Below are 23094 nucleotides of genomic sequence, written 5' to 3'. Positions count from 1 at the left end.
GCGGGGTTCCACGGCAGGCGCTCAGGGCTCACGCCATCCCCGCAGCATCGCGTCGAACTGCTCCCGGGTGGTGTCCCAGCCCTCGGCCGGCGCCGACATGTAGATCGCGTACTCCACGCCGTCACGGCTGAGATAGGCCTGGTCGATGGCGCGGCGCGGCCCCGCGGTCGTGTCGTTCGCGCCCGCCTTCCAGCTGAACTCCCAGAGGGCGCCCTGCTGATCGCGGAAGGTGTTGGAGTTCAGGTGCAGCCGCCGGTACCCCGGCAGCTTGACCCGCAGGTTCTTCTCCAGGGACAGCTGATGCGTGTACGAGCTCTCGAACTGCGGGTTCTTGTCGACGGAGATGCGCAGGAACCGGCGGCCGCCGTCGGGCGTGTAGTCGACCTGGTTGCCGTCCGCCTCGCGCTTCCAGTTCTTGGGCAGCATGAGGCTGAAGCCCTCGGGGTCCTTCACGCGCTGCCAGTCGTCGGGGATGCCGCCCACCGTCCTGGCAGGACCGCCGTCCGCCGCCTGCCCCTGCGTGTCGTCGGCGAAGTGCAGATAGCCGAAGACCCCGCCCCCGCCGAGCAGCGCGGCCGCGACGACGAGGGCGACGACCGCGGGCCAGCGCCTGCGTTCGCGCGGGCGGTCGTGCCCCTGGCTGACGACGGTGAGCAGGTCGGGGCCGGTACCGCTGCCGCTGCCGGGGACCGGGGTGTGGGCCTGGGGGTGCGGGTACGGCGAGGGGGTCTGGGGGTGCGTGTACGGGGCGGCGCCGACGGAGGACGCCTGGCCCTGCGCGGTCGTGTGCGCCTGGCTGTGCGTGTCCGGGTGCGCCTGGCTGTGCGTGTCCGGGTGCGATCCGGTGGACGGGTGCGCCTGCGTCGGGACGTACGCCTGTGCCTGCTGCGGACGGCGCCCCTCCGCGGCCTGGGCCAGCATCAGCTCGGCCTCCTCCGCGGTCGGCCGGGCCTGCGGGTCCTTGCTCAGGAGCGCGCTGATGACCGGCGCGAGGACACCCGCGTGCCCGGGCAGCGCTGGCTCGTCCGTCACCACGGCCTGCATCGTGCCGAGCGGCGACGTGCGCCGGAAGGGCGAGAACCCCTCCACCGCCGTGTACAGCGTCGCGCCGAGCGCCCACAGGTCGGAGGCGGGGCCGGGATTGCCGCCGCTGACCCGCTCGGGCGCCAGATAGTCGACGGAGCCGACGACCTCGCCGGTCCGGGTGATCGTGGAGTCCCCCTCGATCGCGGCGATCCCGAAGTCGGTGAGCAGGATGCGGCGGTCGTCGGAGAGCAGGACGTTGCCCGGCTTGACGTCACGGTGCAGCACACCGGCGGCGTGCGCGGCGCGCAGGGCCTTGAGGGTCCACAGGCCGATGCGGGCGGCCTCCACGGGCTCGATGCGGCCGTCGTCCTTGACGGCGTCGGCCAGCGAGCGCCCCTCGACCAGCTCCATCACGATCCAGGGCCGCTCGTCGTACTCCAGGACGTCGTGGACGGTGACGACGGCGGGATGGTTGATGCGGGCGGCGGCGCGCGCCTCCGTCTGCGTGCGCGCGAACAGGACGGCGCGGTCGGCCTCCTGCACGAACTGGGCAGCCGTCAGCTCCTTGACGGCAACGGCACGGTGCAGCACCTCGTCCTGCGCGCGCCACACCCGTCCCATGCCACCGCGGCCGATGGACTCGGCGAGTCGGTAGCGGCCCGCGAGGAGCAGTCCCTGCATCTGATTCACGTTCCCCCGCAATGGTCTTGGCAGGCCCAGGTTAAGGAGCGGGCCGCGTGCAGGGAACCACAGGGGGGCTTGGAAGACCGCACTGTGCCGCATGCCGTGCATGTCGCGAGTGCCGGAATCGACTCATTCGGCGACATGTCCGGTGGCTCGTTCAGTACCTCGCCCAGTGGCTCATTCGGTGACCTGATAGGTGGCCGAGGCCTGGTCGTACAGGCGCGTCACCTCGTCCCGCTCGGCCTCCGGCCCCCGCACCTGCACCACGTGGTACTTCCCGCCGACGACCATCGCGAGATTGCGGACGAAGACCTCACGCCCCCCGGAGTCCTGCCAGGTGAACTGGCCTTCCGCCATGGCCCGTCCGCCCACGTCGATGCGCCGCATCCCGCTGGACGTCGCCCAGGACGAGTCGCGGAACGGCTGGAGCTCACGCTCGTGCTCGCGCTGGTACTTCATGGGGTCGCTGCCGTACCCGTCCGTGGTGTCGCGCCCGGGGACGAGCAGCAGCTCGAAGCCGCCGTGGGTGTAACGCACCTGGCCACGGCCGTTCTTGGCCTGCCTGTCCCAGCCGCTGGCGACGGCGACGCGGAAGCCCTCGGGGTCCTTGCGCAGGGCGAAGCCCTTCGGGAGGTCCGGGTCGGTGGTCTGCGGTTTCTGCGAACCGGGGTTCTCGCCCGGCTTGTTCTCGCCCGGCTTGTTCTTGTCTGGCTTGTTCTTGTCCCCTTCCTCTTTCCCTTCGCCCTTTTCCTTGTCTCCGTCGCTGCCCTTTTTCCTGCCCGGATCGCCCGTGCCCGGCGCCGAACTGACCTCACCCGCGGCCCCCGCGCCGTCACCCGCCCCCCGGTCGTCCCCCTTGGGCATGAACACCATGGCGTACGCGATGGCCGCGGCGAGCCCGAGAAGGATGGCGATCAACAGCAGCCGCCCCAGCGAACGGGGGCGCCCGGAAGCGCGGGGCTCACGGGGCAGTTCCGCCTCGTGGGACAGCCGGGACTCCCGCACCGGCCGGGGCTCGCTCGTGTCCGCCCGCGCCGCCGGGGCGAGCCGCACGTCCCCGCCCGTGCCCTTCCGCCCCGCGCCGCCGCCCCGCCCTTTGGCCTTGCCCCTGCCGCGCTTGTGCCGCCCGTGCCCGTACCCCGGCCCGCTGCCGGGCCCCCCGGCCGCCGCCGCCCCGCGCCGCCTGCGGACGACCTCGCCCCGCCGCCGTACGACGGGCAGCCGGCCGGCGTCGTACGAGGGCACCGGCACGACGTGCGCCCCGGCCTCCGGCTCGGGTGCCGACCGCACCAGCGAGCGCAGCCAGCCGCTCAGCTCCTCGAAGTCGAGCCGCTCGGTGGGGTCCTGACGCAACAGCGACTCGACGACGGGCCGCAGCGGGCCGCACTCCTCGGCGAAGGCGGGCGGCTCCGCGCAGACGAGCTGCACCAGTTCGGCCGAGCTGTCCTCCGGGTACGGGGCGTGTCCCTGCACGGCGCGGAAGAGCAGCGCGCCCAGGGCCCACAGGTCGGTGGCGGGGCCGATCGGCGCGGCGAGCTGCCAGTTCTCGTGCACCGGGCCTGCCTGCTCGGGCGCCCATCGCTCGGTGACGGCCCCGACGACCACCATGCGCGCGTGCCGGGCCCGCTCGGCGGCGAGGGCGGTGGCGGGCCCGCGCGGAGCGGCCCCTTCGGTGGAGCCCTCGTCCCAGGTCCCGCGCCCGCTCACGGCCAGGTCCTCGTCCGGGCCGGAGGTGTCATCGGCGTCGGGCGCGCTCCGCGCACTCCGTGCCGCGGGGACCCCGGCCCGTGGCACCGCCCCGTGCCAGGGCTTCGTCTCCGCCACGCCGTAGGGGTCCGAGATCCGCCCGGCCGTCCCCGACTCGCGCTCACCGGAGCCCTCGGCCGTCCGCGCGGCGGCCCGCGTCCCCGCGTGATACGCCGCCACCGCGCCCGGGCGCCCGGTCCGCGCGCCCGGCCCTGCGGGCTCCGGCGCGGGTTCGAGCGCGACGTCCCCGTCCTCGTACCGGCCACGGCCCGGCGCACGGGCCGCCCCGGACGCCCCCCCGGCGCCGGACGCGTCCGTCTGCCCGTACTCCGCCACGTTCCCGACCGAGCCCGCCGAGCCCGCCGCCTCACCCGCCTCGACCGGCCGGGGGTCGTAGCCGCAGAGCGCCTCCTCGGCCGCCCCGGCCGCGAGGCCCGTCAGCATCACGCGGCCGTCGTCGCATATCAACACGGTCCGCGCGGTGATGTTCCGGTGCACCCAGCCGTACGCGTGCAGGACCCGCAGCGCCGCGAGGACGTCCGCCGCGACCTCGGCGGCGCGGTACGGGCTCAGCGGCCGGTCCGCGAGGAGCGCCGCGAGCGGCCGCGCCGCGACCAACTCGCTGACTATCCACAGCGAGCCGCCCTCCGCGAACACGTCGAAGACCTGGTCGAGCCGGGGGTGGTCGGGGATCTGCGCGGCGGTCTGCGCCGCCTCGATCGCGCGCCGCACCGCCGGATCCGTGGGCCTGCGCGTCGTCCGCGACGCGGCCCGCCGGACTCCGGTCCCGCCCGGCCTCGCCCGCGGCACGAAGCCCGCGGGCAGGCCGTCCACGTCCAGCTCCGGCTCGGCCGGCTCGGCCGGTTCGCCCTCACCGACCACTTCGGCGTCCACGATCTCGGGTAACGGCACCTGCCTGACGAGGACTTCCTGCCCGCTGTAGGTGTCGAAGGCGCGGGACTCGGCGAGCTCGTACTCGTCCGAGGGGGGCAGCGGCAGGCGGTAGCGGTCGGCGAGTACCCGTCCCGCATAGTCGTCCACGACGCCTCCCCCGTCTGCCCGGTGGTCAAATCCGTTCGTCTTGTGGCTCATTGCGGCTGCGTACGGTCCGCAAGCACTCACGATACGTGCCGGAGGCGAACCACAATGAGGGGATACGAGATCTCGGGCCCCGAACTCGGAACCCTGCGCTCACGACCTCGGAATCCCGCGCTCAGGACGTCGGAATTCCGCACTCAGGCCTTCGGCTCGAACGTCTTCGTGAACGTCTGCCACGCGGTGCGCCGCTTCTCGCTCCCCCAGTCGTCGGCCTTGGCCGTGTACATCATTCCGTAGCCCAGCTTGCCGTTGACGACGAAGCCGCGGTCTATCGACCGGTACTTGGTCCCGCCGTCCACGTAGGTGAACTCCCAGTCGGCCGTGTTCCAGCCGCGGAAGCCGACCTTCTCTATCCGGATCCGGTGGTACTGCGACCGGACCATGTAGTTCTCCTGGTTCTTCCAGTCGCTCACCGGGTTGTCCTTGGGCGTGCCCGTCCAGCCGATCAGCAGCTTCTGCCCGTCGGGCCCGCCGAACCGGGCGCCCGCACGGCCCGTGGACTGGAACTTCCACCCCTTCGGCAGCCCGATCTTGAAGCCCTGGGCGTGCTTGTACGTCGAGTCGGCGGCGTCACCCGGCTTCTTGGCGTCGTCGTCCTTGCCCGGGTCGTGCCCCTCGCCCTCGTCGGGGTCGGAACTCTTGTCCCCGGTGGGGTCCTTGCTCCCGTCGTCCCCCGTGCCGGCGCCGCTGCCCGTGCCCTTGCCGCTGTCCTTGTCCGCGTCCTTGCCCTGGCCCGAGCCGGCGGTCGCCCCGCTGGACGAGGCCTTGTCGCCGCCCTTGTTGTCCTCGGCCTTGCTGCCGTCGTCCCCGAGCGCGAGGGCGAGCACCGTACCGAGCACGGCGAGCACGACCACCACGGAAAGGATCACCAGGGTCCGCCGCGGCACCACATCGGTGAGCGACGCCTTGACGGGCGGCCGCGACGGCGCGCTCCCCGGCCCGGCGGGCGAACCGGTGGGCGAACCGGTGGGCGAGCCCGCACGCGACGACCCGGCGGCGGGCCCCTTGCGCACCGATTGCAGGGCGCTCTTCAAACGGTCGGTGGCCTCCGCCGCCTTACGGCCGGCGGCGGCTCCGACGGCGGCCGTGGCGCCCGCGGGCCTCTCACCGGCACCGGTGGCACCAGCGGCACCGACAGCCCCACCGGCGACACCCGTGGCCTTCTGCGGCTTCGCTGCCTTCGGCGGCTTCTGCGCCTTGGGCGTCCTCGGGATCTTCGGTGCCTTCGGCGGGCTGGGCGGGGCGGGCGGCAACGGCACCACCTTGGTCGCCTCCACCGGCTCCGGCTCCACCTTGGGCTCCGGAGCGTGGATCACGTCGATGAGGAGCGCCCGCGCCCCCGCGTCGTCGAGCCGCTGCTCCGGGTCCTTGGCGAGCAGGCCGTAGATGACCTTCTCCAACGGCCCGGCGTTCACGGGCTGTTCGACGTCCTCGGTCATCACCGCGGTGAGCGTCGCGATGGCCGACCCCTTGTCGTACGGGGGGACGCCCTCCACGGCCGCGTACAGCAGGCCGCCCAGCGACCACAGGTCGGCCGCGGGGCCGGGCTTGTGGCCGCGGGCGCGCTCCGGGGAGATGTACGACGGCGCGCCGACGAGCATGCCGGTGGAGGTGATCGAGGGGTCGCCCTCGACCTGCGCGATGCCGAAGTCCGTCAGCACGACCCGGCCGTCCTCGGCGATCAGCACGTTCGACGGCTTCACGTCGCGGTGCAGGATCCCCTCACGGTGGGCGGAGCGCAGCACGTCGAGCACGGCGAGGCCGACCTCGGCGGCGCGCCTGGGCGAGAGCACGCCGTCCTCACGGATCGCCTCCGCGAGCGACTTGCCCTCGACCAGCTCCATCACGATCCACGGGCGGTCGTCCTCGTCGACCACGTCGTAGACGGTCACGGCGCTGGTGTTGCGGATCCGCGCGATCGCCTTCGCCTCACGCAACGTCCGCGTGATGAGCCGGCGCTTCTCCTCCTCGTCGATGCTCGAGGGGAACCGCAGCTCCTTCACCGCGACCGTACGGCCAAGCGTCTCGTCCTTGGCGCGCCAGACGGTGCCCATGCCGCCGCGGCCGAGCACCTCTCCCAGCCGGTACCGGCCGGCGAGGAGACGTTCGCTCTTGTCCCGACGGGTCTCACCCGTCTGCTCCGCGTCCGACATGCGTCCCCTCTGCTGCTACCGCTGCTACCCGAGCAACCCGCCCTGACAGAGCCTTCATTGTCCCTTACTCAAGGACCGGCCGGCGCCCAGGGTCCACGGGCCCCTCTTCTCGTCCCTCATGATGGACCGCGCACGAGGGGGGACCGCCACTCACGCCAGCCGACGTGCCGTCACCTTCCGGGTCAACACGGACAAGCCAGCCGATCCGGACCGGGAACCGGCCCTTCTCGTCGCGGAGTTCTGCCCCCCGCGCACCCTAGGACCGACAGGCGCCGGAGGAGTAGCGGGGGGTCAGCTCAGCGGCACGATGTCCGGCGCCCCCAGCCGTGCCGCGTCCGCCGTCAGGTCGTCCGGCTGCCGCTGCGACTCCCGCTCGGCCTCCACCCGCTTCTCGTAGTGCTGCACCTCCCGCTCGATCTGGTCCTTGTCCCAGCCGAGGACGGGCGCCATCAGCTCGGCGCACTCCCTGGCGCTGCGCGTGCCCCGGTCGAACGTCTCGATCGAGATGCGCGTGCGCCGGGTCAGCACGTCGTCGAGGTGCCGGGCGCCTTCGTGCGACGCGGCATAGACGACCTCGGCCCGCAGGTAGTCGTCGGCCCCCGGCAACGGCTCGCCCAGCTTCGGGTCGGCGGTGATCAGTTCGAGCACTTCCTCGGCCAGGGAGCCGTACCGGTTCAACAGGTGCTCCACGCGCACCACATGCAGGCCCGTCCGCGCGGCGATCCTCGCGCGGGCGTTCCACAGCGCCTTGTAGCCCTCGGCGCCGACGAGCGGGATGTCCTCCGTGACGCAGTCGGCGACGCGCTGGTCCAGGCCGTGCACCGCCTCGTCGACGGCGTCCTTGGCCATCACGCGGTACGTCGTGTACTTGCCGCCCGCGACGACCACCAGGCCGGGCGCCGGGTGGGCGACCGTGTGCTCGCGCGACAGCTTGCTCGTGGCGTCCGACTCGCCCGCGAGCAGCGGGCGGAGCCCCGCGTACACCCCCTGGACATCGTCCCGGGAGAGCGGCACCGCAAGCACCGAGTTCACATGCTCCAGGAGGTAGTCGATGTCGGCGCTGGAGGCGGCCGGGTGGGCCTTGTCCAGGTCCCAGTCCGTGTCGGTGGTCCCCACGATCCAGTGCCGGCCCCACGGGATGACGAAGAGGACGCTCTTCTCGGTCCGCAGGATCAGCCCGGTCGTCGCGTTGATCCGGTCCTTCGGTACGACCAGATGGATGCCCTTGGACGCCCGGACGTGGATCTGGCCGCGCTCGCCGACCATCGCCTGGGTGTCGTCCGTCCACACGCCGGTCGCGTTCACGATCTGCTTGGCGCGGACCTCGTACTCCCCGCCGCCCTCGACGTCCTGCACCCGGGCGCCGACCACCCGCTCGCCCTCGCGCAGGAAGCCGGTGACCTTGGCGCGGTTGGCGACCTTCGCGCCGTACGCCGAGGCGGTGCGCACCAGGGTGGCCACGTAGCGGGCGTCGTCCATCTGGGCGTCGTAGTACTGCATGGCGCCGACCAGTGCATCCTTCTTCAGGCACGGGGCGACGCGCAGGGCGTGGCGGCGCGTCAGGTGGCGGTGCATGGGCAGGCCCCGGCCGTGGCCGCGGGACATCGACATGGCGTCGTAGAGAGCGACGCCCGATCCCGCGTACAACCTCTCCCAGCCCTTGTGCTGCAAGGGGTAGAGGAACGGGACCGGCTTCACGAGATGCGGGGCGAGCCGCTCCAGGAGCAGGCCGCGCTCCTTCAACGCCTCCCGCACGAGTGCGAAGTCGAGCATCTCCAGATAGCGCAGCCCGCCGTGGATCAGCTTGCTGGACCGGCTCGACGTGCCCGAAGCCCAGTCCCTCGCCTCGACCAGGCCGGTGGACAGGCCGCGGGTCACCGCGTCGAGCGCCGTGCCCGCGCCGACCACTCCCGCGCCCACCACCAGGATGTCCAGCTCCCGGTCGGCCATTCCCGCAAGTGACTCGGCACGCTCCGCCGGCCCCAGTGTCGCTGTCCTCACCGCTGCCTCCCGTTGAGCTCGGGTGTGGTCGGACTCACATCATGCCCAGATTTCTCCGCCGCCCGCTGATCGCGACCCCGGCCTGTGGACAACACTCCGGAACCCCGCGCAACGCAATACCGCAAATCGGTCATATTTACTCCTAGTCTGACATTGCGCTGGTCCGCCTTGTCCACAGGGCTTGCGCACTCGTCCCACTCCGGCTATTGGGAGGACGGCCCACCGCCATGCCCGCAGATCTCGCTGTCATCGGCCTCGGCCACCTCGGCCTGCCCCTCGCCCAGGCCGCCGTCACACGCGGCATCGCCACCATCGGCTACGACCCCGTCCGCGCCGCCGACCTGGCCGGCGGCCGGCTGCCGTGCGACGGCGCCGAAGGCATCCTCACCGCCGCCGACGTCCGCCGGATGCTCTCGGGGGGCTTCCGGCCGACCGTCAATCCGGCCGAACTCGGCCGGGTCCGCACCGCCGTCATCTGCGCCCCCACCCCACCGGCCGCCGACCGCTCGCTCGACCTGAGCCAGGTCGCCGAGGCCGCCCGGGCCCTGGCCGCACGCCTGCGCCCGCACACCACCGTGATCCTGGAGTCTCCCGCGTACCCGGGGACCACAGAGGAATTCCTCCGTCCGATCCTCGAATCGGGCTCGGGCCTGCGCGCCGGGCGCGACTTCCACCTCGCCTACTCCCCCGGCCGCCTCGACCCCGGCAACCGCAGCCACGGCTACGCAGGCACCCCCAAGGTCATCGGCGGCCTCACCCCCGCCTGCACCGAGTCGGCCGCCACCTTCTACGGCCGCCTCACCGACAAGGTCGTCCGTGCCCGCGGCCCGCGCGAGGCCGAGACCGTGCACCTCCTGGAGACCAACTACCGGCACGTGAACATGGCCCTGGTCAACGAGATGGCGGTGCTCTGCCACGACCTCGGCATCGACCTGTGGGACGTCATCCGCTGCGCCGAGACCAAGCCCTTCGGCTTCCAGGCCTTCCGCCCCGGCCCCGGCGTCGGCGGCCACGGCGTGCCCCTGGACGTCCCCGGCCCCTCCCGCGGCGCCCGCCCCCTGCGCATGGTCGAGCTGGCCCAGCAGGTCAACGACCGCATGCCCCAGTACGTCATCCAGCGCTCGGCGACCCTCCTCAACGAGCACGGCAAGTCCGCCCGCGGCGCCCGCGTCCTGCTCCTCGGCGTCACCTACAAGCCCGACCTCGCCGACCAGCAGGGCGCCCCCGCCCAGGAGGTGGCCACCCGCCTCATGGAGCTCGGCGCGGCGGTCAGCTACCACGACCCCTACGTGCCCACCTGGAGCGTGCTCGGCCGCCCCGTCCCGCGCGCGGACTTCCTCTACGAGGCCGCGGCCGACGCCGACCTCACGATCCTGCTCCAGCACCACCGCACGTACGACCTGCAAGGTCTCGCGGTGAAGGCGCAGCTGCTCCTGGACACCAGGGGCGCGACCCCGGCGGGCGCCGCACACCGCCTGTGACGGCGAAGACGTCGAAGACGACGAGAAGGGCCCCGGTACGAAGTACCGGGGCCCTTCTTCGACGTCGTGCGTCCAGCGCGAGCGTCAGCGCTTGTGCTGCGAGTCCGCGACCGTCACCTCGACGCGCTGGAACTCCTTGAGCTCGCTGTAGCCCGTCGTCGCCATCGCGCGGCGCAGCGCGCCGAAGAAGTTCATCGAGCCGTCCGGGATGTGCGAAGGACCGGCGAGGATCTCCTCGGTCGTGCCGACCGTGCCCAGGTCGACCTTCTTGCCGCGCGGCACGTCCTCGTGAACGGCCTCCATGCCCCAGTGGTGGCCCTTGCCGGGCGCGTCCGTGGCGCGGGCCAGCGGGGAGCCCATCATCACGGAGTCCGCGCCGCACGCGATGGCCTTGGGCAGGTCGCCGGACCAGCCCACGCCGCCGTCGGCGATGACGTGCACGTACCGGCCGCCGGACTCGTCCATGTAGTCACGGCGGGCGGCCGCGACGTCGGCGACGGCGGTGGCCATCGGTACCTGGATGCCCAGGACGTTGCGCGTGGTGTGCGCGGCGCCGCCGCCGAAGCCGACCAGGACACCCGCGGCGCCCGTGCGCATCAGGTGCAGCGCCGCGGTGTACGTGGCGCAGCCGCCGACGATGACCGGGACGTCCAGCTCGTAGATGAACTGCTTCAGGTTCAGCGGCTCGGCGGCGCCGGAGACGTGCTCGGCGGAGACGGTGGTGCCGCGGATCACGAAGATGTCGACCCCGGCGTCCACGACGGCCTTGGAGAACTCGGCGGTGCGCTGCGGCGAGAGCGCGGCGGCGGTGACCACACCCGCGTCACGCACCTCCTTGATGCGCTGTCCGATCAGGTCGGCCTTGATCGGGGCCGCGTAGATCTCCTGGAGGCGCCGGGTCGCGGTCTCCGCGTCCAGCTCGGCGATCTCGTCGAGCAGCGGCTGCGGGTCCTCGTACCGCGTCCAGAGGCCCTCGAGGTTCAGGACGCCGAGGCCGCCCAGCTCACCGATGCGGATGGCCGTCTGCGGGGAGACGACGGAGTCCATGGGAGCGGCCAGGAAGGGCAGCTCGAAGCGGTAGGCGTCGATCTGCCACGCGATCGAGACCTCCTTCGGGTCGCGGGTGCGCCGGCTCGGTACGACGGCGATGTCGTCGAAGGCGTACGCGCGGCGGCCGCGCTTGCCGCGCCCGATCTCGATCTCAGTCACGTTGTGGGGCCTTTCCCTCTTGGTCTGCCTGTCCAGTATCCCCGACGCACACGGAAGGGGCGGCCCCGGTGACCGGGCCCGCCCCTCCACGCGTACGCGTGAGCCGGAAGACTACTTACTGCGGCTGTAGTTCGGCGCCTCGACCGTCATCTGGATGTCGTGCGGGTGGCTCTCCTTGAGGCCCGCGGACGTGATGCGGACGAAACGGCCCTTGGTCTCCATCTCGTCGATGCTCGCCGCGCCGACGTAGCCCATCGTCTGGCGCAGGCCGCCGACGAGCTGGTGCAGCACGTTGGCCAGCGGGCCGCGGTAGGCCACCTGGCCCTCGATGCCCTCGGGCACGAGCTTGTCGTCGGAGGCGACCTCGGCCTGGAAGTAGCGGTCCTTGGAGTAGGACTTCCCCTGGCCGCGGGACTGCATGGCACCGAGCGAGCCCATGCCGCGGTACGACTTGAACTGCTTGCCGTTGATGAACATCAGCTCACCCGGCGACTCCTCACAGCCCGCGAGGAGCGAGCCGAGCATCACCGTGTCGGCGCCGGCGGCGAGCGCCTTGCCGATGTCACCGGAGTACTGGAGGCCACCGTCGCCGATGACCGGCACGCCGGCCGCGCGGGCCGCGACCGCGGCTTCGTAGATCGCGGTGACCTGCGGGACGCCGATGCCGGCGACCACGCGGGTGGTGCAGATCGAGCCCGGTCCGACGCCCACCTTGACGCCGTCGACACCGGCGTCGATGAGCGCCTGCGCGCCGTCGCGGGTGGCGACGTTGCCGCCGATCACGTCGACGCCCACGCTCGACTTGATCTTCGACATCCAGCTCAGGGCGTTGCTGTTGTGGCCGTGCGAGGTGTCGACGATCAGGAAGTCGACCCCGGCGCCGGCCAGCGCCTGGGCGCGCTCCAGCGCCTCGGGGCTGGCGCCGACGGCGGCACCGACGAGCAGCCGTCCCTCGGCGTCCTTGGCGGCGTGCGGGTACTGCTCGGCCTTCTTGAAGTCCTTGACGGTGATGAGGCCCTTGAGGAGCCCTGCGTCGTCGACCAGCGGCAGCTTCTCGATCTTGTGGCGGCGCAACAGCTCCATGGCGTCCACGCCCGAGATGCCGACCTTGCCGGTGACCAGCGGCATCGGCGTCATGACCTCGCGGACCTGCCGGCTGCGGTCGTTCTCGAAGGCCATGTCGCGGTTGGTGACGATGCCGAGCAGCTTGCCCGCCGCGTCGGTCACCGGGACGCCGCTGATCCGGAACTTCGCGCAGAGCGCGTCCGCCTCGGCGAGCGTCGCGTCCGGGTGCACCGTGATCGGGTCGGTGACCATGCCGGACTCGGACCGCTTCACGAGGTCGACCTGGTTGACCTGGTCCGCGATGGAGAGGTTGCGGTGCAGGACACCGACGCCGCCCTGACGGGCCATGGCGATCGCCATCCGCGCCTCGGTGACCTTGTCCATCGCCGCGGAAAGCAGCGGGATGTTCACCCGGACGTTCCGCGAGATGCGGGACGAGGTGTCGACCGCGTTCGGGAGCACTTCCGACGCGCCCGGCAGCAGCAGCACGTCGTCGTAGGTCAGCCCGAGCGTCGCGAATTTCTCGGGCACTCCGTCGACGTTTGCAGTCATGACACCTTCCCCAAATGGCCTTGATCGGTGCGGATGTCCATGCTAACGGGCTCCAGGGGTGTCTCATTCCACGACCAAGATCATCGGCAAGCTTTGTACGTTCACACGTACGCCGACGGAACCCCGACCGTCGTACCACCGGTGCGGGGCCCTACTGCTCGGCGAGCGCCCTCAGCCTGCTCAGCGCCCGGTGCTGGGCGACCCGCACCGCACCCGGTGACATCCCCAACATCTGTCCGGTCTCCTCGGCCGTCAGCCCGACGGCGATCCGCAGGAGCAGCAGCTCCCGCTGATTGTCGGGGAGGTTGGCGAGGAGCTTCTTGGCCCACTCGGCGTCGCTGCTGAGCAGCGCGCGCTCCTCGGGCCCGAGCGAGTCGTCGGGCCGCTCCGGCATCTCGTCGGAGGGCACGGCGGTGGAGCCGGGGTGCCGCATGGCGGCCCGCTGGAGATCCGCCACCTTGTGCGCCGCGATCGCGAAGACGAAGGCTTCGAAGGGGCGGCCCGTGTCCTTGTACCGCGGCAGGGCGAGGAGCACGGCGACACAGACTTCCTGCGCCAGGTCCTCCACGAAGTGCCGTGCGTCACCCGGCAGTCGGGACAGCCGGGTGCGGCAGTAGCGCAGCGCCAAGGGGTGCACGTGCGCGAGAAGGTCGTGCGTGGCCTGTTCGTCGCCCTCGACCGCGCGAAGGACGAGGGCACCGATCACCGTCGTCTTGTCATCGCGCATCGGTCCATGGTGCCTTGACGGCGAAGGATCCGTGGCACCGCGTCCGTAGTTGTGCACTGAAGCGTTATGAGCAGGTGCGCCGGAACTCATCTCCTGCGCCCTCCCCTCCCGCTCGATCGACTCGTCCCCGAGGAACTCCACACCTCAAGGATGCGGCATCGGCGACGAAACAAGCAGCGGCGGGCATCCGTCGCCCCGCCCGCCGGGTGGCGGACGGGGGTCGCGGGCCCCCCGCGGCAGCACACTCAGCGCACCAGACCCCAGCGGAAACCGAGCGCCACGGCGTGTGCCCGGTCCGAGGCGCCGAGCTTCTTGAAGAGCCGCCTGGCGTGCGTCTTCACCGTGTCCTCGGAGAGGAAGAGCTCACGTCCGATCTCCGCGTTCGAACGGCCGTGGCTCATGCCCTCCAGGACCTGGATCTCACGCGCGGTGAGCGTGGGCGCGGCGCCCATCTCGGCCGAGCGCAGTCTGCGCGGAGCCAGCCGCCACGTCGGGTCGGCGAGCGCCTGGGTGACGGTCGCCCGCAGCTCCGCGCGGGAGGCGTCCTTGTGCAGATAGCCGCGGGCACCGGCGGCGACCGCGAGCGCGACCCCGTCCAGGTCCTCGGCGACGGTGAGCATGATGATGCGCGCACCGGGGTCGGCGGACAGCAGCCGCCGGACGGTCTCGACGCCGCCCAGTCCGGGCATGCGTACGTCCATCAGAATCAGGTCCGAGCGGTCGGCGCCCCAGCGGCGGAGGACTTCCTCGCCGTTGGCCGCTGTCGTCACGCGCTCGACACCGGGCACGGTCGCGACCGCGCGGCGGAGCGCCTCTCGGGCAAGCGGGGAGTCGTCGCACACGAGGACAGAAGTCATGACTGTCCTCCGCGGCTCTCACAGCTGCTGCGCGTCACCTTGAGCCTCCAGGCTGGTACATATTCGTCACCTGTGCGGTTGACGCTCTCGGACACCTGCCCGAGCGCTTGTTCTTTCAACCGCCTCGCACTCTCAACGACGGTCACCCGAAAGAGTTACGGGGCAGTCAGCCACCTTCGGCACTCTACGTGAGGGCGCGGACACAGCGCAGAGCGCGCGGGAGACCCTCAACCTTTCATCACAAGCTATGCCCCATTTAGCGGCTTTTCTTCCCTTTTCCTGGTGTCTATGGCTAGATTCGCAATGAGTCATATTTTCATCTCCTTAGACAGTAGATGTACGGTCATGGGCACCGTATCCGCGAAGAACGGCTTCAAGGGGACCAGCAATGGCAGATTTCTCCCGCCTTCCCGGACCGAACGCAGATCTGTGGGACTGGCAGCTCCTCGCGGCCTGCCGCGGGGTCGACAGCTCGCTCTTCTTCCATCCGGAGGGCGAGCGGGGAGCGGCGCGCAGCGCACGCGAGAACTCCGCCAAGGAGGTCTGCATGCGGTGCCCGGTGCGCGCGGAGTGCGCCGCGCACGCGCTGGCGGTGCGCGAGCCGTACGGCGTGTGGGGCGGACTGACCGAGGACGAGCGCGAAGAGCTCATGGGGCGTGCGCGCAACCGCCTGGTCACGGCGTCCGCCTCGGCGGGCAGCACCGTGTCGCACAGTTGAAGGAACGTTTCTTCGAACAGGCTCTCCGGAGGGCTCCGGAACGGCCTCGGGGCGGCTCCCGCCCCCTTCCTCAGCGGGCAGCGGCCCGCGCGAGATGGTCCAGCGTGGCGGCGACGGCCGGCACCTGCGCCAGATCCGGCAGCGTGAGCGCGACGATCTCCCGCTGCACGGCAGGCTCCACCGTCACGGTGCGGGCGCCCTTGGGGCGCACCGACTCGATCGCGAGCTCGGGCAGCACCGCCACTCCCAGTCCGGCGCCGACCAGGCCGATCACCGCCGGGTAGTCGTCGGTCGCGAAATCGATCCGGGGCACGAAGCCCGCGCTCTCGCAGACCTCCACCAGTTGCCTGCGGCAGCGGGGGCAGCCCGCGATCCACGACTCGTCGGCGAACTCACCGATGGTGACCGAGTCCGCGCCGGCCAGCCGGTGCCCCTCGGGCACGAGACCGACCAGCCGGTCCGCGAGCAGCGGACGCACGATGAGGTCGCCCCACTCCTCGGCGGCCGTCGCCCCTTCGTACCGGAACGCCAGGGCGACGTCGCAGTCCCCCTCGCGCAGCATCTCCACCGAGCGCGGCGGCTCCGCCTCCACGAGGGAGACGCGGGTGCCGGGGTGGGCGGCGCGCAGGGCGGCGAGGGCGCCGGGGACGAGGGTGGAACTGCCGCTGGGAAAGGAGACGAGCCGCACCCGGCCCGCGCGCAGGCCCGCGATGGCGGCGACCTCCTCCTCCGCGGCGGTGAGTCCGGCGAGAATGCCCGAGGCGTGCCTGACCAGCGCCTCGCCGGCCTGGGTCAGGCGCATCTCACGGCCGGTGCGGATCAGCAGCGGCGTGCCGGTGGAGGATTCGAGGGCCTTCATCTGCTGGCTGACGGCGGGCTGGGTGCAGCCGAGCTCGCGGGCCGCGGCCGAGAACGAGCCGGTGGCGGCGACGGCGCGCAGGACGCGGAGGTGACGGGCCTCGATCATGGGATCGAGCATAAGCGGCGCTTGGGCATATCGCGAAATAATGCTTCGCGGCTTTGAGGGGACTGCCTTAGCCTGCTGCGCATGGAGCTTCTTTCGGTGAATGTTGGCCGTCGCACGGTCGTCGAGTACGCCGGTTCCCCCTCCGGCAGCACCGGCATCGACAAGCGGCCGGTGCGCGGGCCGGTCCTCGTGACGGCGCCGGGCGCGAAGGGCGTCGGCGGCAGCGGGCTCGCCGGGGACCAGATAAGCGACCTGCGGCACCACGGCGGGAACGACCAGGCCGTGTACGCGTACGCGCGCGAGGACCTCGACGCGTGGCAGGAAACCCTCGGGCGGCCGCTGCCCGACGGCTCGTTCGGCGAGAACCTGACGACGTCCGGGGTCGACGTGACCGGCGCGCGGATCGGCGAGCGCTGGCGGATCGGCTCCGATCTGGTGCTCGAGGTGACCAGCGGGCGCATTCCCTGCCGTACGTTCCAGGGCCACCTCGACGAGTCGGGGTGGGTGAAGCGGTTCACCGGAGAGGGTGCTCCCGGCGCGTATCTGCGGGTGATCGAGGCGGGCGAGATCCGGGCCGGGGACGCGATCCGGATCGTGCACCGGCCCGCGCACGAGGTCACCGTCGGCCTCCAGTTCCGGGCCGTCACGACGGAGAAGTCGCTGCTGCCGCGGCTGCTCGCGGCGGGCGACGCCCTGCACCCCGAGACGACCGAACGGGCCCGCAAGTACCTGGCGCGGCACGGCGCCGAGGACCTGGTGACGTAGGGCCGGGCCGCGGGCGCGCCACGGGGGCCGCCCGCTCTCACTAGCCTTGGGCCATGACTACGGCTCTGATTACGGGATCAACCGCCGGCATCGGCGCCGCCTTCGCGCGGCGCCTCGCCGGTGACGGGCACAACCTCGTCCTGGTGGCTCGCGACACCAAGCGGCTGCGCGAGCAGGCGACCGAGCTGCACGACCGGCACGGCATCGAGGCCGAGGTGCTGACCGCGGACCTCGCCACGGACACGGGCATCGAGACCGTCGAGAAGCGGCTCTCGAACCGCAGGGACCCGGTCGACCTGCTGATCAACAACGCCGGGTTCGGCAACAAGGGCCGCTACCTGGAGGTCTCGCTCGCCGACGAGCTGACCATGCTCAAGGTGCATTGCGAGGCGGTGCTGCGGCTGACGTCGGCCGCGACGGAGTCGATGCGGGAGCGCGGGCGCGGCGGTGTCGTGAACGTCGCGTCGGTGGCGGCGTTCGTGCCGCGCGGGACGTACGGGGCCTCGAAGGCGTGGGTCGTGCAGTTCACCCAGGGCGCGGCGAAGGACCTGGCGGGCACGGGGGTGCGGCTGATGGCGCTCTGCCCCGGCTTCGTCCGCACGGAGTTCCACGAGCGGGCCGGGATGGGGACGTCCAACATCCCCAACTGGATGTGGCTCGACGCGGACAAGCTGGTCGCGACGGCGCTCGTCGATCTCTCCCGCGGCCGCACGCTGTCCGTCCCCGACCCGCGGTACAAGGCGCTGATGGGGGTGGTGAAGGTGACGCCGCGGTCGCTGCTGGGCGGGGTGACGTCCCGTACGGGCCGCAAGTACGGGCCGCAGTAGGCCTGCGGGGGCCTTTGCGGGGGCCTTTGCGGGGGCCTTTGCGGGGGCGGGGCGGGGTGCGTCTGCTGGGGTGCGGGTCCTTGCCGGGTGCGGGTCGTGGTCCGTCCTCGCGCAGTTCCCCGCGCCCCTGAGGCGACTTCGGCGAGCGCCCCTTAAGGGGCGCGGGGAACTGCGCGACCAGCCGAAGGCAACCGCACCCGGCGACGGGCAGCGACCCGGCAGACGCACCCCCGAAAAGGCCTGAGGCCCGGCTCCCTGTGCGGGGAGCCGGGCCTCGGGCAACTCAGGTCAGTGCGAGTGACCGTGGCCGTGGCCGTGACCGGCCTCCGCCTCTTCCTCGGCCGGCTTCTCGACGACCAGGGTCTCGGTCGTGAGGAGCAGCGACGCGATGGACGCGGCGTTCTCCAGGGCGGAGCGGGTGACCTTGACCGGGTCGATGACGCCGGCCTTGACCAGGTCGCCGTACTCACCGGTCGCGGCGTTGAAGCCGAAGCCCTTGTCGAGCTCGGCGACCTTCGAGGTGATGACGTAGCCCTCGAGGCCCGCGTTCTCGGCGATCCAGCGCAGCGGCTCGACGGCGGCGCGGCGGACGACGGCGACACCGGTGGCCTCGTCGCCCTCCTTGCCGAGGTTGCCCTCGAGGACCTTGACGGCGTGCACCAGGGCGGAGCCACCACCGGAGACGATGCCCTCCTCGACCGCGGCGCGGGTCGCGGAGATGGCGTCCTCCAGACGGTGCTTCTTCTCCTTCAGCTCCACCTCGGTGGCGGCGCCGACCTTGATGACGCACACGCCGCCGGCCAGCTTCGCGAGGCGCTCCTGGAGCTTCTCGCGGTCCCAGTCGGAGTCCGTGGCGTCGATCTCGGCCTTGATCTGGGCGACGCGGCCCTCGACCTCGGCCTTGTTGCCGCCACCGTCGACGATCGTGGTGTCGTCCTTGGTGATGGTGACGCGGCGGGCGGTGCCGAGCACGTCGAGACCGACCTGGTCGATCTTGAGGCCGACCTCTTCGGCGATGACGGTGCCGCCGGTGAGGGTGGCGATGTCACCGAGCATGGCCTTGCGGCGGTCGCCGAAGCCGGGGGCCTTCACCGCGACGGCGTTGAAGGTGCCGCGGATCTTGTTCACGACCAGGGTCGACAGGGCCTCGCCCTCGACGTCCTCGGCGATGATCAGGAGCGGCTTCGAGGCGTTGGCCTGGATGACCTTCTCGAGCAGCGGCAGGAGGTCCTGGATGGAGGAGATCTTGCCCTGGTGGATCAGGATGTACGGGTCGTCGAGGACGGCCTCCATACGCTCCTGGTCGGACACCATGTACGGCGACAGGTAGCCCTTGTCGAAGGCCATGCCCTCGGTGAAGTCGAGCTCCAGGCCGAAGGTGTTGGACTCCTCGACGGTGATGACACCGTCCTTGCCGACCTTGTCCATCGCCTCGGCGATGAGCTCGCCGACCTGCGGGTCCTGGGCGGACAGACCGGCGACGGCCGCGATGTCGGCCTTGTCGTCGATCGGACGGGCGGTGGCGAGGAGCTCCTGCGAGACGGCCGCGACGGCGGCGTCGATGCCCTTCTTCAGGGCGGCCGGGGAGGCGCCGGCGGCGACGTTGCGCAGGCCTTCCTTGACCAGGGCCTGGGCGAGCACGGTGGCGGTGGTGGTGCCGTCACCAGCGATGTCGTTGGTCTTGGTCGCCACCTCCTTCACCAGCTGGGCGCCGAGGTTCTCGTACGGGTCGTCGACCTCGACCTCACGGGCGATGGTGACGCCGTCGTTGGTGATGGTCGGCGCGCCGAACTTCTTGTCGATGACGACGTTGCGGCCGCGGGGGCCGATCGTCACCTTGACCGTGTCGGCAAGCTTGTTGACGCCGCGCTCAAGGGCGCGACGGGCGTCCTCGTCGAACTTCAGGATCTTCGCCATGGGAGCGATTCAGCCCTCTCGAAAACTCGGGTGAACGAACTGCGCCCCTCGCCGCCCGGCAATCAGCGGGGTGACCAGGGGCGCAGCTCAAAAGCAAATCTGCTGGTGAAGCAGGTGAAGCGGTGAATTACTTCTCGACGATCGCGAGCACGTCGCGAGCCGAGAGGACGAGGTACTCGTCGCCGTTGTACTTCACCTCGGTGCCGCCGTACTTGCTGTACAGCACGACGTCGCCGACCTTCACGTCGAGCGGAAGGCGCTCGCCGTTCTCGAAACGCCCCGGGCCCACGGCGAGGACAGCGCCCTCCTGGGGCTTCTCCTTCGCGGTGTCCGGAATGACCAGGCCGGAGGCCGTGGTCTGCTCGGCGTCGAGCGGCTGGACCACAATGCGGTCCTCGAGCGGCTTGATGGCAACCTTGGAGCTGGCGGTCGTCACGATCCGGTCTCCCCCTTCGGAGATCTCACGGGGTTAAGAGTCTGAGTGTGGCGACCAGGTGGATCCGTCGTCGCGGGTGCCGGACCTGCCCGTCGCTGTTGGCACTCTCCAGTGGGGAGTGCCAGAAGTGAGACTAGGACGGGGATTAGCACTCGGTCAAGCGGAGTGCCAATCGACTGCGTCGGGCTTTAGCGGATGGCGGTGCCTCTGGGCGGGGCGGGCGGCGCGTTTTCCCTGTCGGGGCAACGGCTCTCGGGCTCTTCGGGTTCCCCAGCGGCGATTCGTGGCGGCCCCGATTCTTGTGGCCCTGCACCGGGGGCTGTGCCCACCCGTTCCTCCCCCAGCGCCTCAAGGGCCTGGGGGAACCCCCAGCGGAACGCCTGCCCACAGCGGGAAGCGGGGGCGCCTGACCCCGAGCCCGGCTTCGGGGTCGGGTGTGAAGACGTACTCGGTTTGCGTGGGGGGATTTTGTGGGTTGCCTTGCGGCCCAGGCGTTCGATCGGGTCCACCGATTCCGCGCAGCCCGAGAGGAGTGCGGGCGCGAGCAGGCCGCACAGGAGGGCTCCGGTCAGGAGACGGCGGCGGCGCGCTCGCGCCCGGGGGGTCACAGGTAGTCCTCCAGCCTGGCCACCGCGTAACCCCTGTCCGTGACCGTCTTCATGACCCGGCGGACCATGTCGGGCATGGTGCCCTTCCAGTCCTCACGGCCCCGGAAGTGCGTGAGGATGATGTCGCCGGGGTGCAGGTCCTTGTCCCACTCGCGCCACTCCATGTGGTCGGCGAAGGCCTCCGACGCCCACAGCGGGACCGCCTTGACGCCGCAGGACTTGGCGGCGCGCAGGGTGTCCCGGTTGTAGTTGCCGTACGGCGGGCGGAAGAGCTCGGGGCGCTTGCCGTAGTGCTTCGCGATGACGTCCTGCATGCCGCAGATCTCGCGGCGCTGGCCCTCGTACGACAGGCCGGGCAGGTAGCGGTGGTGCAGGGTGTGGTTGTTCAGGGTGACGCCGCGGTCCTGCATCTTCTTGAAGTAGCCGTAGTCCTCCTTGACCAGGTAGTCGCTGAGGAACGCGGTGTACGGCAGGTGCAGTTCGCCCATCATCCTGAGCAGCGCCGGGTCCTTCTCGGCGCCGTCGTCGATGGTCAGGAAGACGACCTTGTCCTTGGTGGGGACCGTCGTGAAGACCGGCGGCAGGCTCGACTGGCCCTTGACGTCGAAGCCCTTGCGGGTGGTGATCCGCGGCTTCGTCCTGGGCGGTGGGGGCGCGGCGAGCGGGGTCTTCGCCAGACCCCAACGCCTGGCCGCCGCGACCCTGGCCGCCTGGATCGCGCCGAGCTTCTGGGCGTAGGAGTCCAGGGCACGGGCGGGCGGGGCGTTGAGCGGCTGCTGGCCGTGGGCGGGGGGCGCGCCGGAGCCGCCCGCGGAGGCGCAGCCCGACGCGATGGCGGAGGCGGCCAGGACGGCCACCGCGGCGCGCACCCGATTGTTCCGTCTTCTGGCGTATTTTACGTTTTGTCGTACTAGTTGCATGGAGCCGGATCCTCGCAGCTCAAGGTCGTTTTGCGGCCCCGACACCGCCACCGGCCGCGCACCGTCCACCGACTGGCCCACAATGGGGCAGGTGAACGACCCGAACACGCCGAGCGGCCACGCGACCGACCTCGGGGATCCCCTCGCCGCCTTCGCCGCCCTCCGCACCGCCGAGGGCCGGGCCCTGCTCGACGAGGTGCGGGACGTCGAGCCCGCACAGGAGCTCGCCGCCGCCACCCGGCTGCGCCGCACGCACCCGGCGCTCCTGGTCACGGCCGCCCTCGCGCAGGCGCGGCTGCGGCAACGGGCCGCGGCGAAGTTCGGCGCCGAGGACGCGGCCCGGATGTTCTTCACGCCCGACGGCGTCGAGCAGGCCACCCGCTCCTCCGTCGCCGCCCACCGCGCCGAGCGCTTCAAGGCCCTCGGGGTCCGCTCGCTCGCCGACCTGTGCTGCGGCATCGGCGGCGACGCGATCGCCCTCGCGCGGGCCGGGATCTCCGTACTCGCCGTCGACCGTTCCCCGCTGACCTGCGCGGTCGCCCGCGCCAACGCGGAGGCCCTCGGGCTCGCCGAGCTGATCGAGGTCCGCGAGGCCGATGTCACCGAGGTCGACACCTCCGCGTACGACGCGGTGTTCGTGGACCCGGCGCGCCGCTCCGCCAGGCGCGGCCGCATCTTCGACCCGGAGTCCTACTCCCCGCCCCTGTCGTGGGCGGTGGAGACGGCGCTGAAGGCGCCGCGCGCCGCGCTGAAGATCGCTCCCGGCATCCCGCACGAGGCGATCCCCGCCGAGGCGGGGGCCGAGTGGATCTCGGACGGCGGCGACGTGAAGGAGGCCGTGCTCTGGTTCGGCACCGACGTGCCGTCCTCGCACCGCGCGACGCTGCTGCCCGGCGCCGCCTCCCTGTGGTCCTCGCTCGACGCGATGCTGCCGGATCCCGGGGTGCGTCCCGTCGGGCGGTATCTGTACGAACCGGACGGCGCCGTCATCCGCGCGCACCTGGTCGCCGAGGTGGCCGCCCGGGTCGATGGCGGGCTGATCGACGAGACCATCGCGTACGTCACCTCCGACGCCCTGCACGACACCCCGTACGCCACGGCCTATGAGATCACCGATCAACTCCCCTTCAACGTAAAGAAGTTGAAGGCGTTGCTGCGGGAGCGCGGAGTCGGCGTGCTCACCGTGAAGAAGCGCGGGTCCGCCGTCGAGCCGGAGGAGCTGCGGCGCAAGGTGAAGCCTCAGGGGAAGCGGTCCGCGACGGTCTTCCTGACCCGGGTGGCGGGCGCGCCGACGATGCTGATCGGGCATCCGGCACCGGCCGCGACGGACTGACCCG

Annotated in this window: 17 protein-coding genes; 5 read left to right on the top strand and 12 right to left on the bottom strand. The window is 71.6% G+C overall.

All coding sequences use genetic code 11. The features are described 5' to 3' along the window. Window positions 1-21: 21 nt before the first annotated feature. From ACZ69I_RS14380 to ACZ69I_RS14365, 4 genes are all read right to left on the bottom strand, one after another. Window positions 22-1707, bottom strand: a complete 1686-nt coding sequence (locus tag ACZ69I_RS14380; RefSeq protein WP_470832332.1) for a serine/threonine-protein kinase — start codon at window positions 1705-1707, stop codon at window positions 22-24. A 180-nt stretch (window positions 1708-1887) separates the two neighbouring features. Then, window positions 1888-4497, bottom strand: a complete 2610-nt coding sequence (locus ACZ69I_RS14375; RefSeq protein WP_470832330.1) for a protein kinase — start codon at window positions 4495-4497, stop codon at window positions 1888-1890. Between the two features lie 194 nt (window positions 4498-4691). Further along, entirely contained in the window at window positions 4692-6707 is a 2016-nt protein-coding gene (locus ACZ69I_RS14370) for a serine/threonine-protein kinase (RefSeq protein ID WP_470832328.1), read from the bottom strand. Between the two features lie 291 nt (window positions 6708-6998). Continuing rightward, window positions 6999-8708, bottom strand: coding sequence for a glycerol-3-phosphate dehydrogenase/oxidase (locus ACZ69I_RS14365; RefSeq protein ID WP_470832326.1), 1710 nt, complete (start codon window positions 8706-8708; stop codon window positions 6999-7001). A 227-nt stretch (window positions 8709-8935) separates the two neighbouring features. Between ACZ69I_RS14365 and ACZ69I_RS14360 the strand changes: the two genes are divergently transcribed. Then, complete coding sequence (locus ACZ69I_RS14360) at window positions 8936-10189, top strand: nucleotide sugar dehydrogenase (protein WP_467670372.1); 1254 nt, start codon at window positions 8936-8938, stop codon at window positions 10187-10189. Window positions 10190-10273: 84 nt separating this feature from the next. Here ACZ69I_RS14360 and ACZ69I_RS14355 read toward each other — a convergent pair whose 3' ends face one another. The 4 genes from ACZ69I_RS14355 to ACZ69I_RS14340 all read right to left on the bottom strand — a co-directional run bounded on the left by ACZ69I_RS14355 (window position 10274) and on the right by ACZ69I_RS14340 (window position 14599). Next, the gene (locus ACZ69I_RS14355) at window positions 10274-11398 is read right to left on the bottom strand and encodes a GuaB3 family IMP dehydrogenase-related protein (protein ID WP_355803766.1); all 1125 of its coding nucleotides are present in this window, start codon (window positions 11396-11398) and stop codon (window positions 10274-10276) included. Between the two features lie 111 nt (window positions 11399-11509). Continuing rightward, window positions 11510-13015, bottom strand: coding sequence for an IMP dehydrogenase (guaB, locus tag ACZ69I_RS14350; RefSeq protein ID WP_467670374.1), 1506 nt, complete (start codon window positions 13013-13015; stop codon window positions 11510-11512). Window positions 13016-13166: 151 nt separating this feature from the next. Further along, window positions 13167-13742, bottom strand: coding sequence for a sigma-70 family RNA polymerase sigma factor (locus ACZ69I_RS14345; protein WP_055563244.1), 576 nt, complete (start codon window positions 13740-13742; stop codon window positions 13167-13169). 245 nt (window positions 13743-13987) lie between these two features. Beyond that, the gene (locus tag ACZ69I_RS14340) at window positions 13988-14599 is read right to left on the bottom strand and encodes a response regulator transcription factor (RefSeq protein WP_003948568.1); all 612 of its coding nucleotides are present in this window, start codon (window positions 14597-14599) and stop codon (window positions 13988-13990) included. Between the two features lie 388 nt (window positions 14600-14987). Here ACZ69I_RS14340 and ACZ69I_RS14335 point away from each other — a divergent pair, with 388 nt between their 5' ends. After that, window positions 14988-15317, top strand: a complete 330-nt coding sequence (locus ACZ69I_RS14335; RefSeq protein WP_467670376.1) for a WhiB family transcriptional regulator — start codon at window positions 14988-14990, stop codon at window positions 15315-15317. Between the two features lie 70 nt (window positions 15318-15387). On the opposite strand, the gene ACZ69I_RS14330 is transcribed toward ACZ69I_RS14335, so the two are convergent. Beyond that, window positions 15388-16284: a LysR family transcriptional regulator gene (locus tag ACZ69I_RS14330; RefSeq protein WP_467670378.1), complete on the bottom strand. Its 897-nt coding sequence runs from the start codon at window positions 16282-16284 to the stop codon at window positions 15388-15390. A gap of 81 nt (window positions 16285-16365) precedes the next feature. Here ACZ69I_RS14330 and ACZ69I_RS14325 point away from each other — a divergent pair, with 81 nt between their 5' ends. Next, the gene (locus ACZ69I_RS14325; protein ID WP_467670380.1) at window positions 16366-17049 is read left to right on the top strand and encodes an MOSC domain-containing protein; all 684 of its coding nucleotides are present in this window, start codon (window positions 16366-16368) and stop codon (window positions 17047-17049) included. Window positions 17050-17102: 53 nt separating this feature from the next. Further along, the gene (locus ACZ69I_RS14320; protein ID WP_467670382.1) at window positions 17103-17876 is read left to right on the top strand and encodes an SDR family NAD(P)-dependent oxidoreductase; all 774 of its coding nucleotides are present in this window, start codon (window positions 17103-17105) and stop codon (window positions 17874-17876) included. Window positions 17877-18164: 288 nt separating this feature from the next. On the opposite strand, the gene groL is transcribed toward ACZ69I_RS14320, so the two are convergent. The 3 genes from groL to ACZ69I_RS14305 form a co-directional block, all read right to left on the bottom strand. Next, complete coding sequence (gene groL, locus ACZ69I_RS14315) at window positions 18165-19793, bottom strand: chaperonin GroEL (protein ID WP_362363515.1); 1629 nt, start codon at window positions 19791-19793, stop codon at window positions 18165-18167. 127 nt (window positions 19794-19920) lie between these two features. Continuing rightward, the gene (gene groES, locus ACZ69I_RS14310; protein ID WP_006347174.1) at window positions 19921-20229 is read right to left on the bottom strand and encodes a co-chaperone GroES; all 309 of its coding nucleotides are present in this window, start codon (window positions 20227-20229) and stop codon (window positions 19921-19923) included. Window positions 20230-20833: 604 nt separating this feature from the next. After that, on the bottom strand, window positions 20834-21757 hold the full coding sequence (locus tag ACZ69I_RS14305) for a polysaccharide deacetylase family protein (protein ID WP_467670386.1): 924 nt from the start codon (window positions 21755-21757) through the stop codon (window positions 20834-20836). A gap of 82 nt (window positions 21758-21839) precedes the next feature. Between ACZ69I_RS14305 and ACZ69I_RS14300 the strand changes: the two genes are divergently transcribed. Then, window positions 21840-23090, top strand: coding sequence for a class I SAM-dependent methyltransferase (locus ACZ69I_RS14300; RefSeq protein ID WP_470832322.1), 1251 nt, complete (start codon window positions 21840-21842; stop codon window positions 23088-23090). Window positions 23091-23094 lie beyond the last annotated feature (4 nt).

Source organism: Streptomyces sp. NPDC036815, assembly GCF_055609205.1.
Note: the sequence above shows the minus strand (reverse complement) of the source record. Positions and strands in the feature narration are given on the sequence as shown.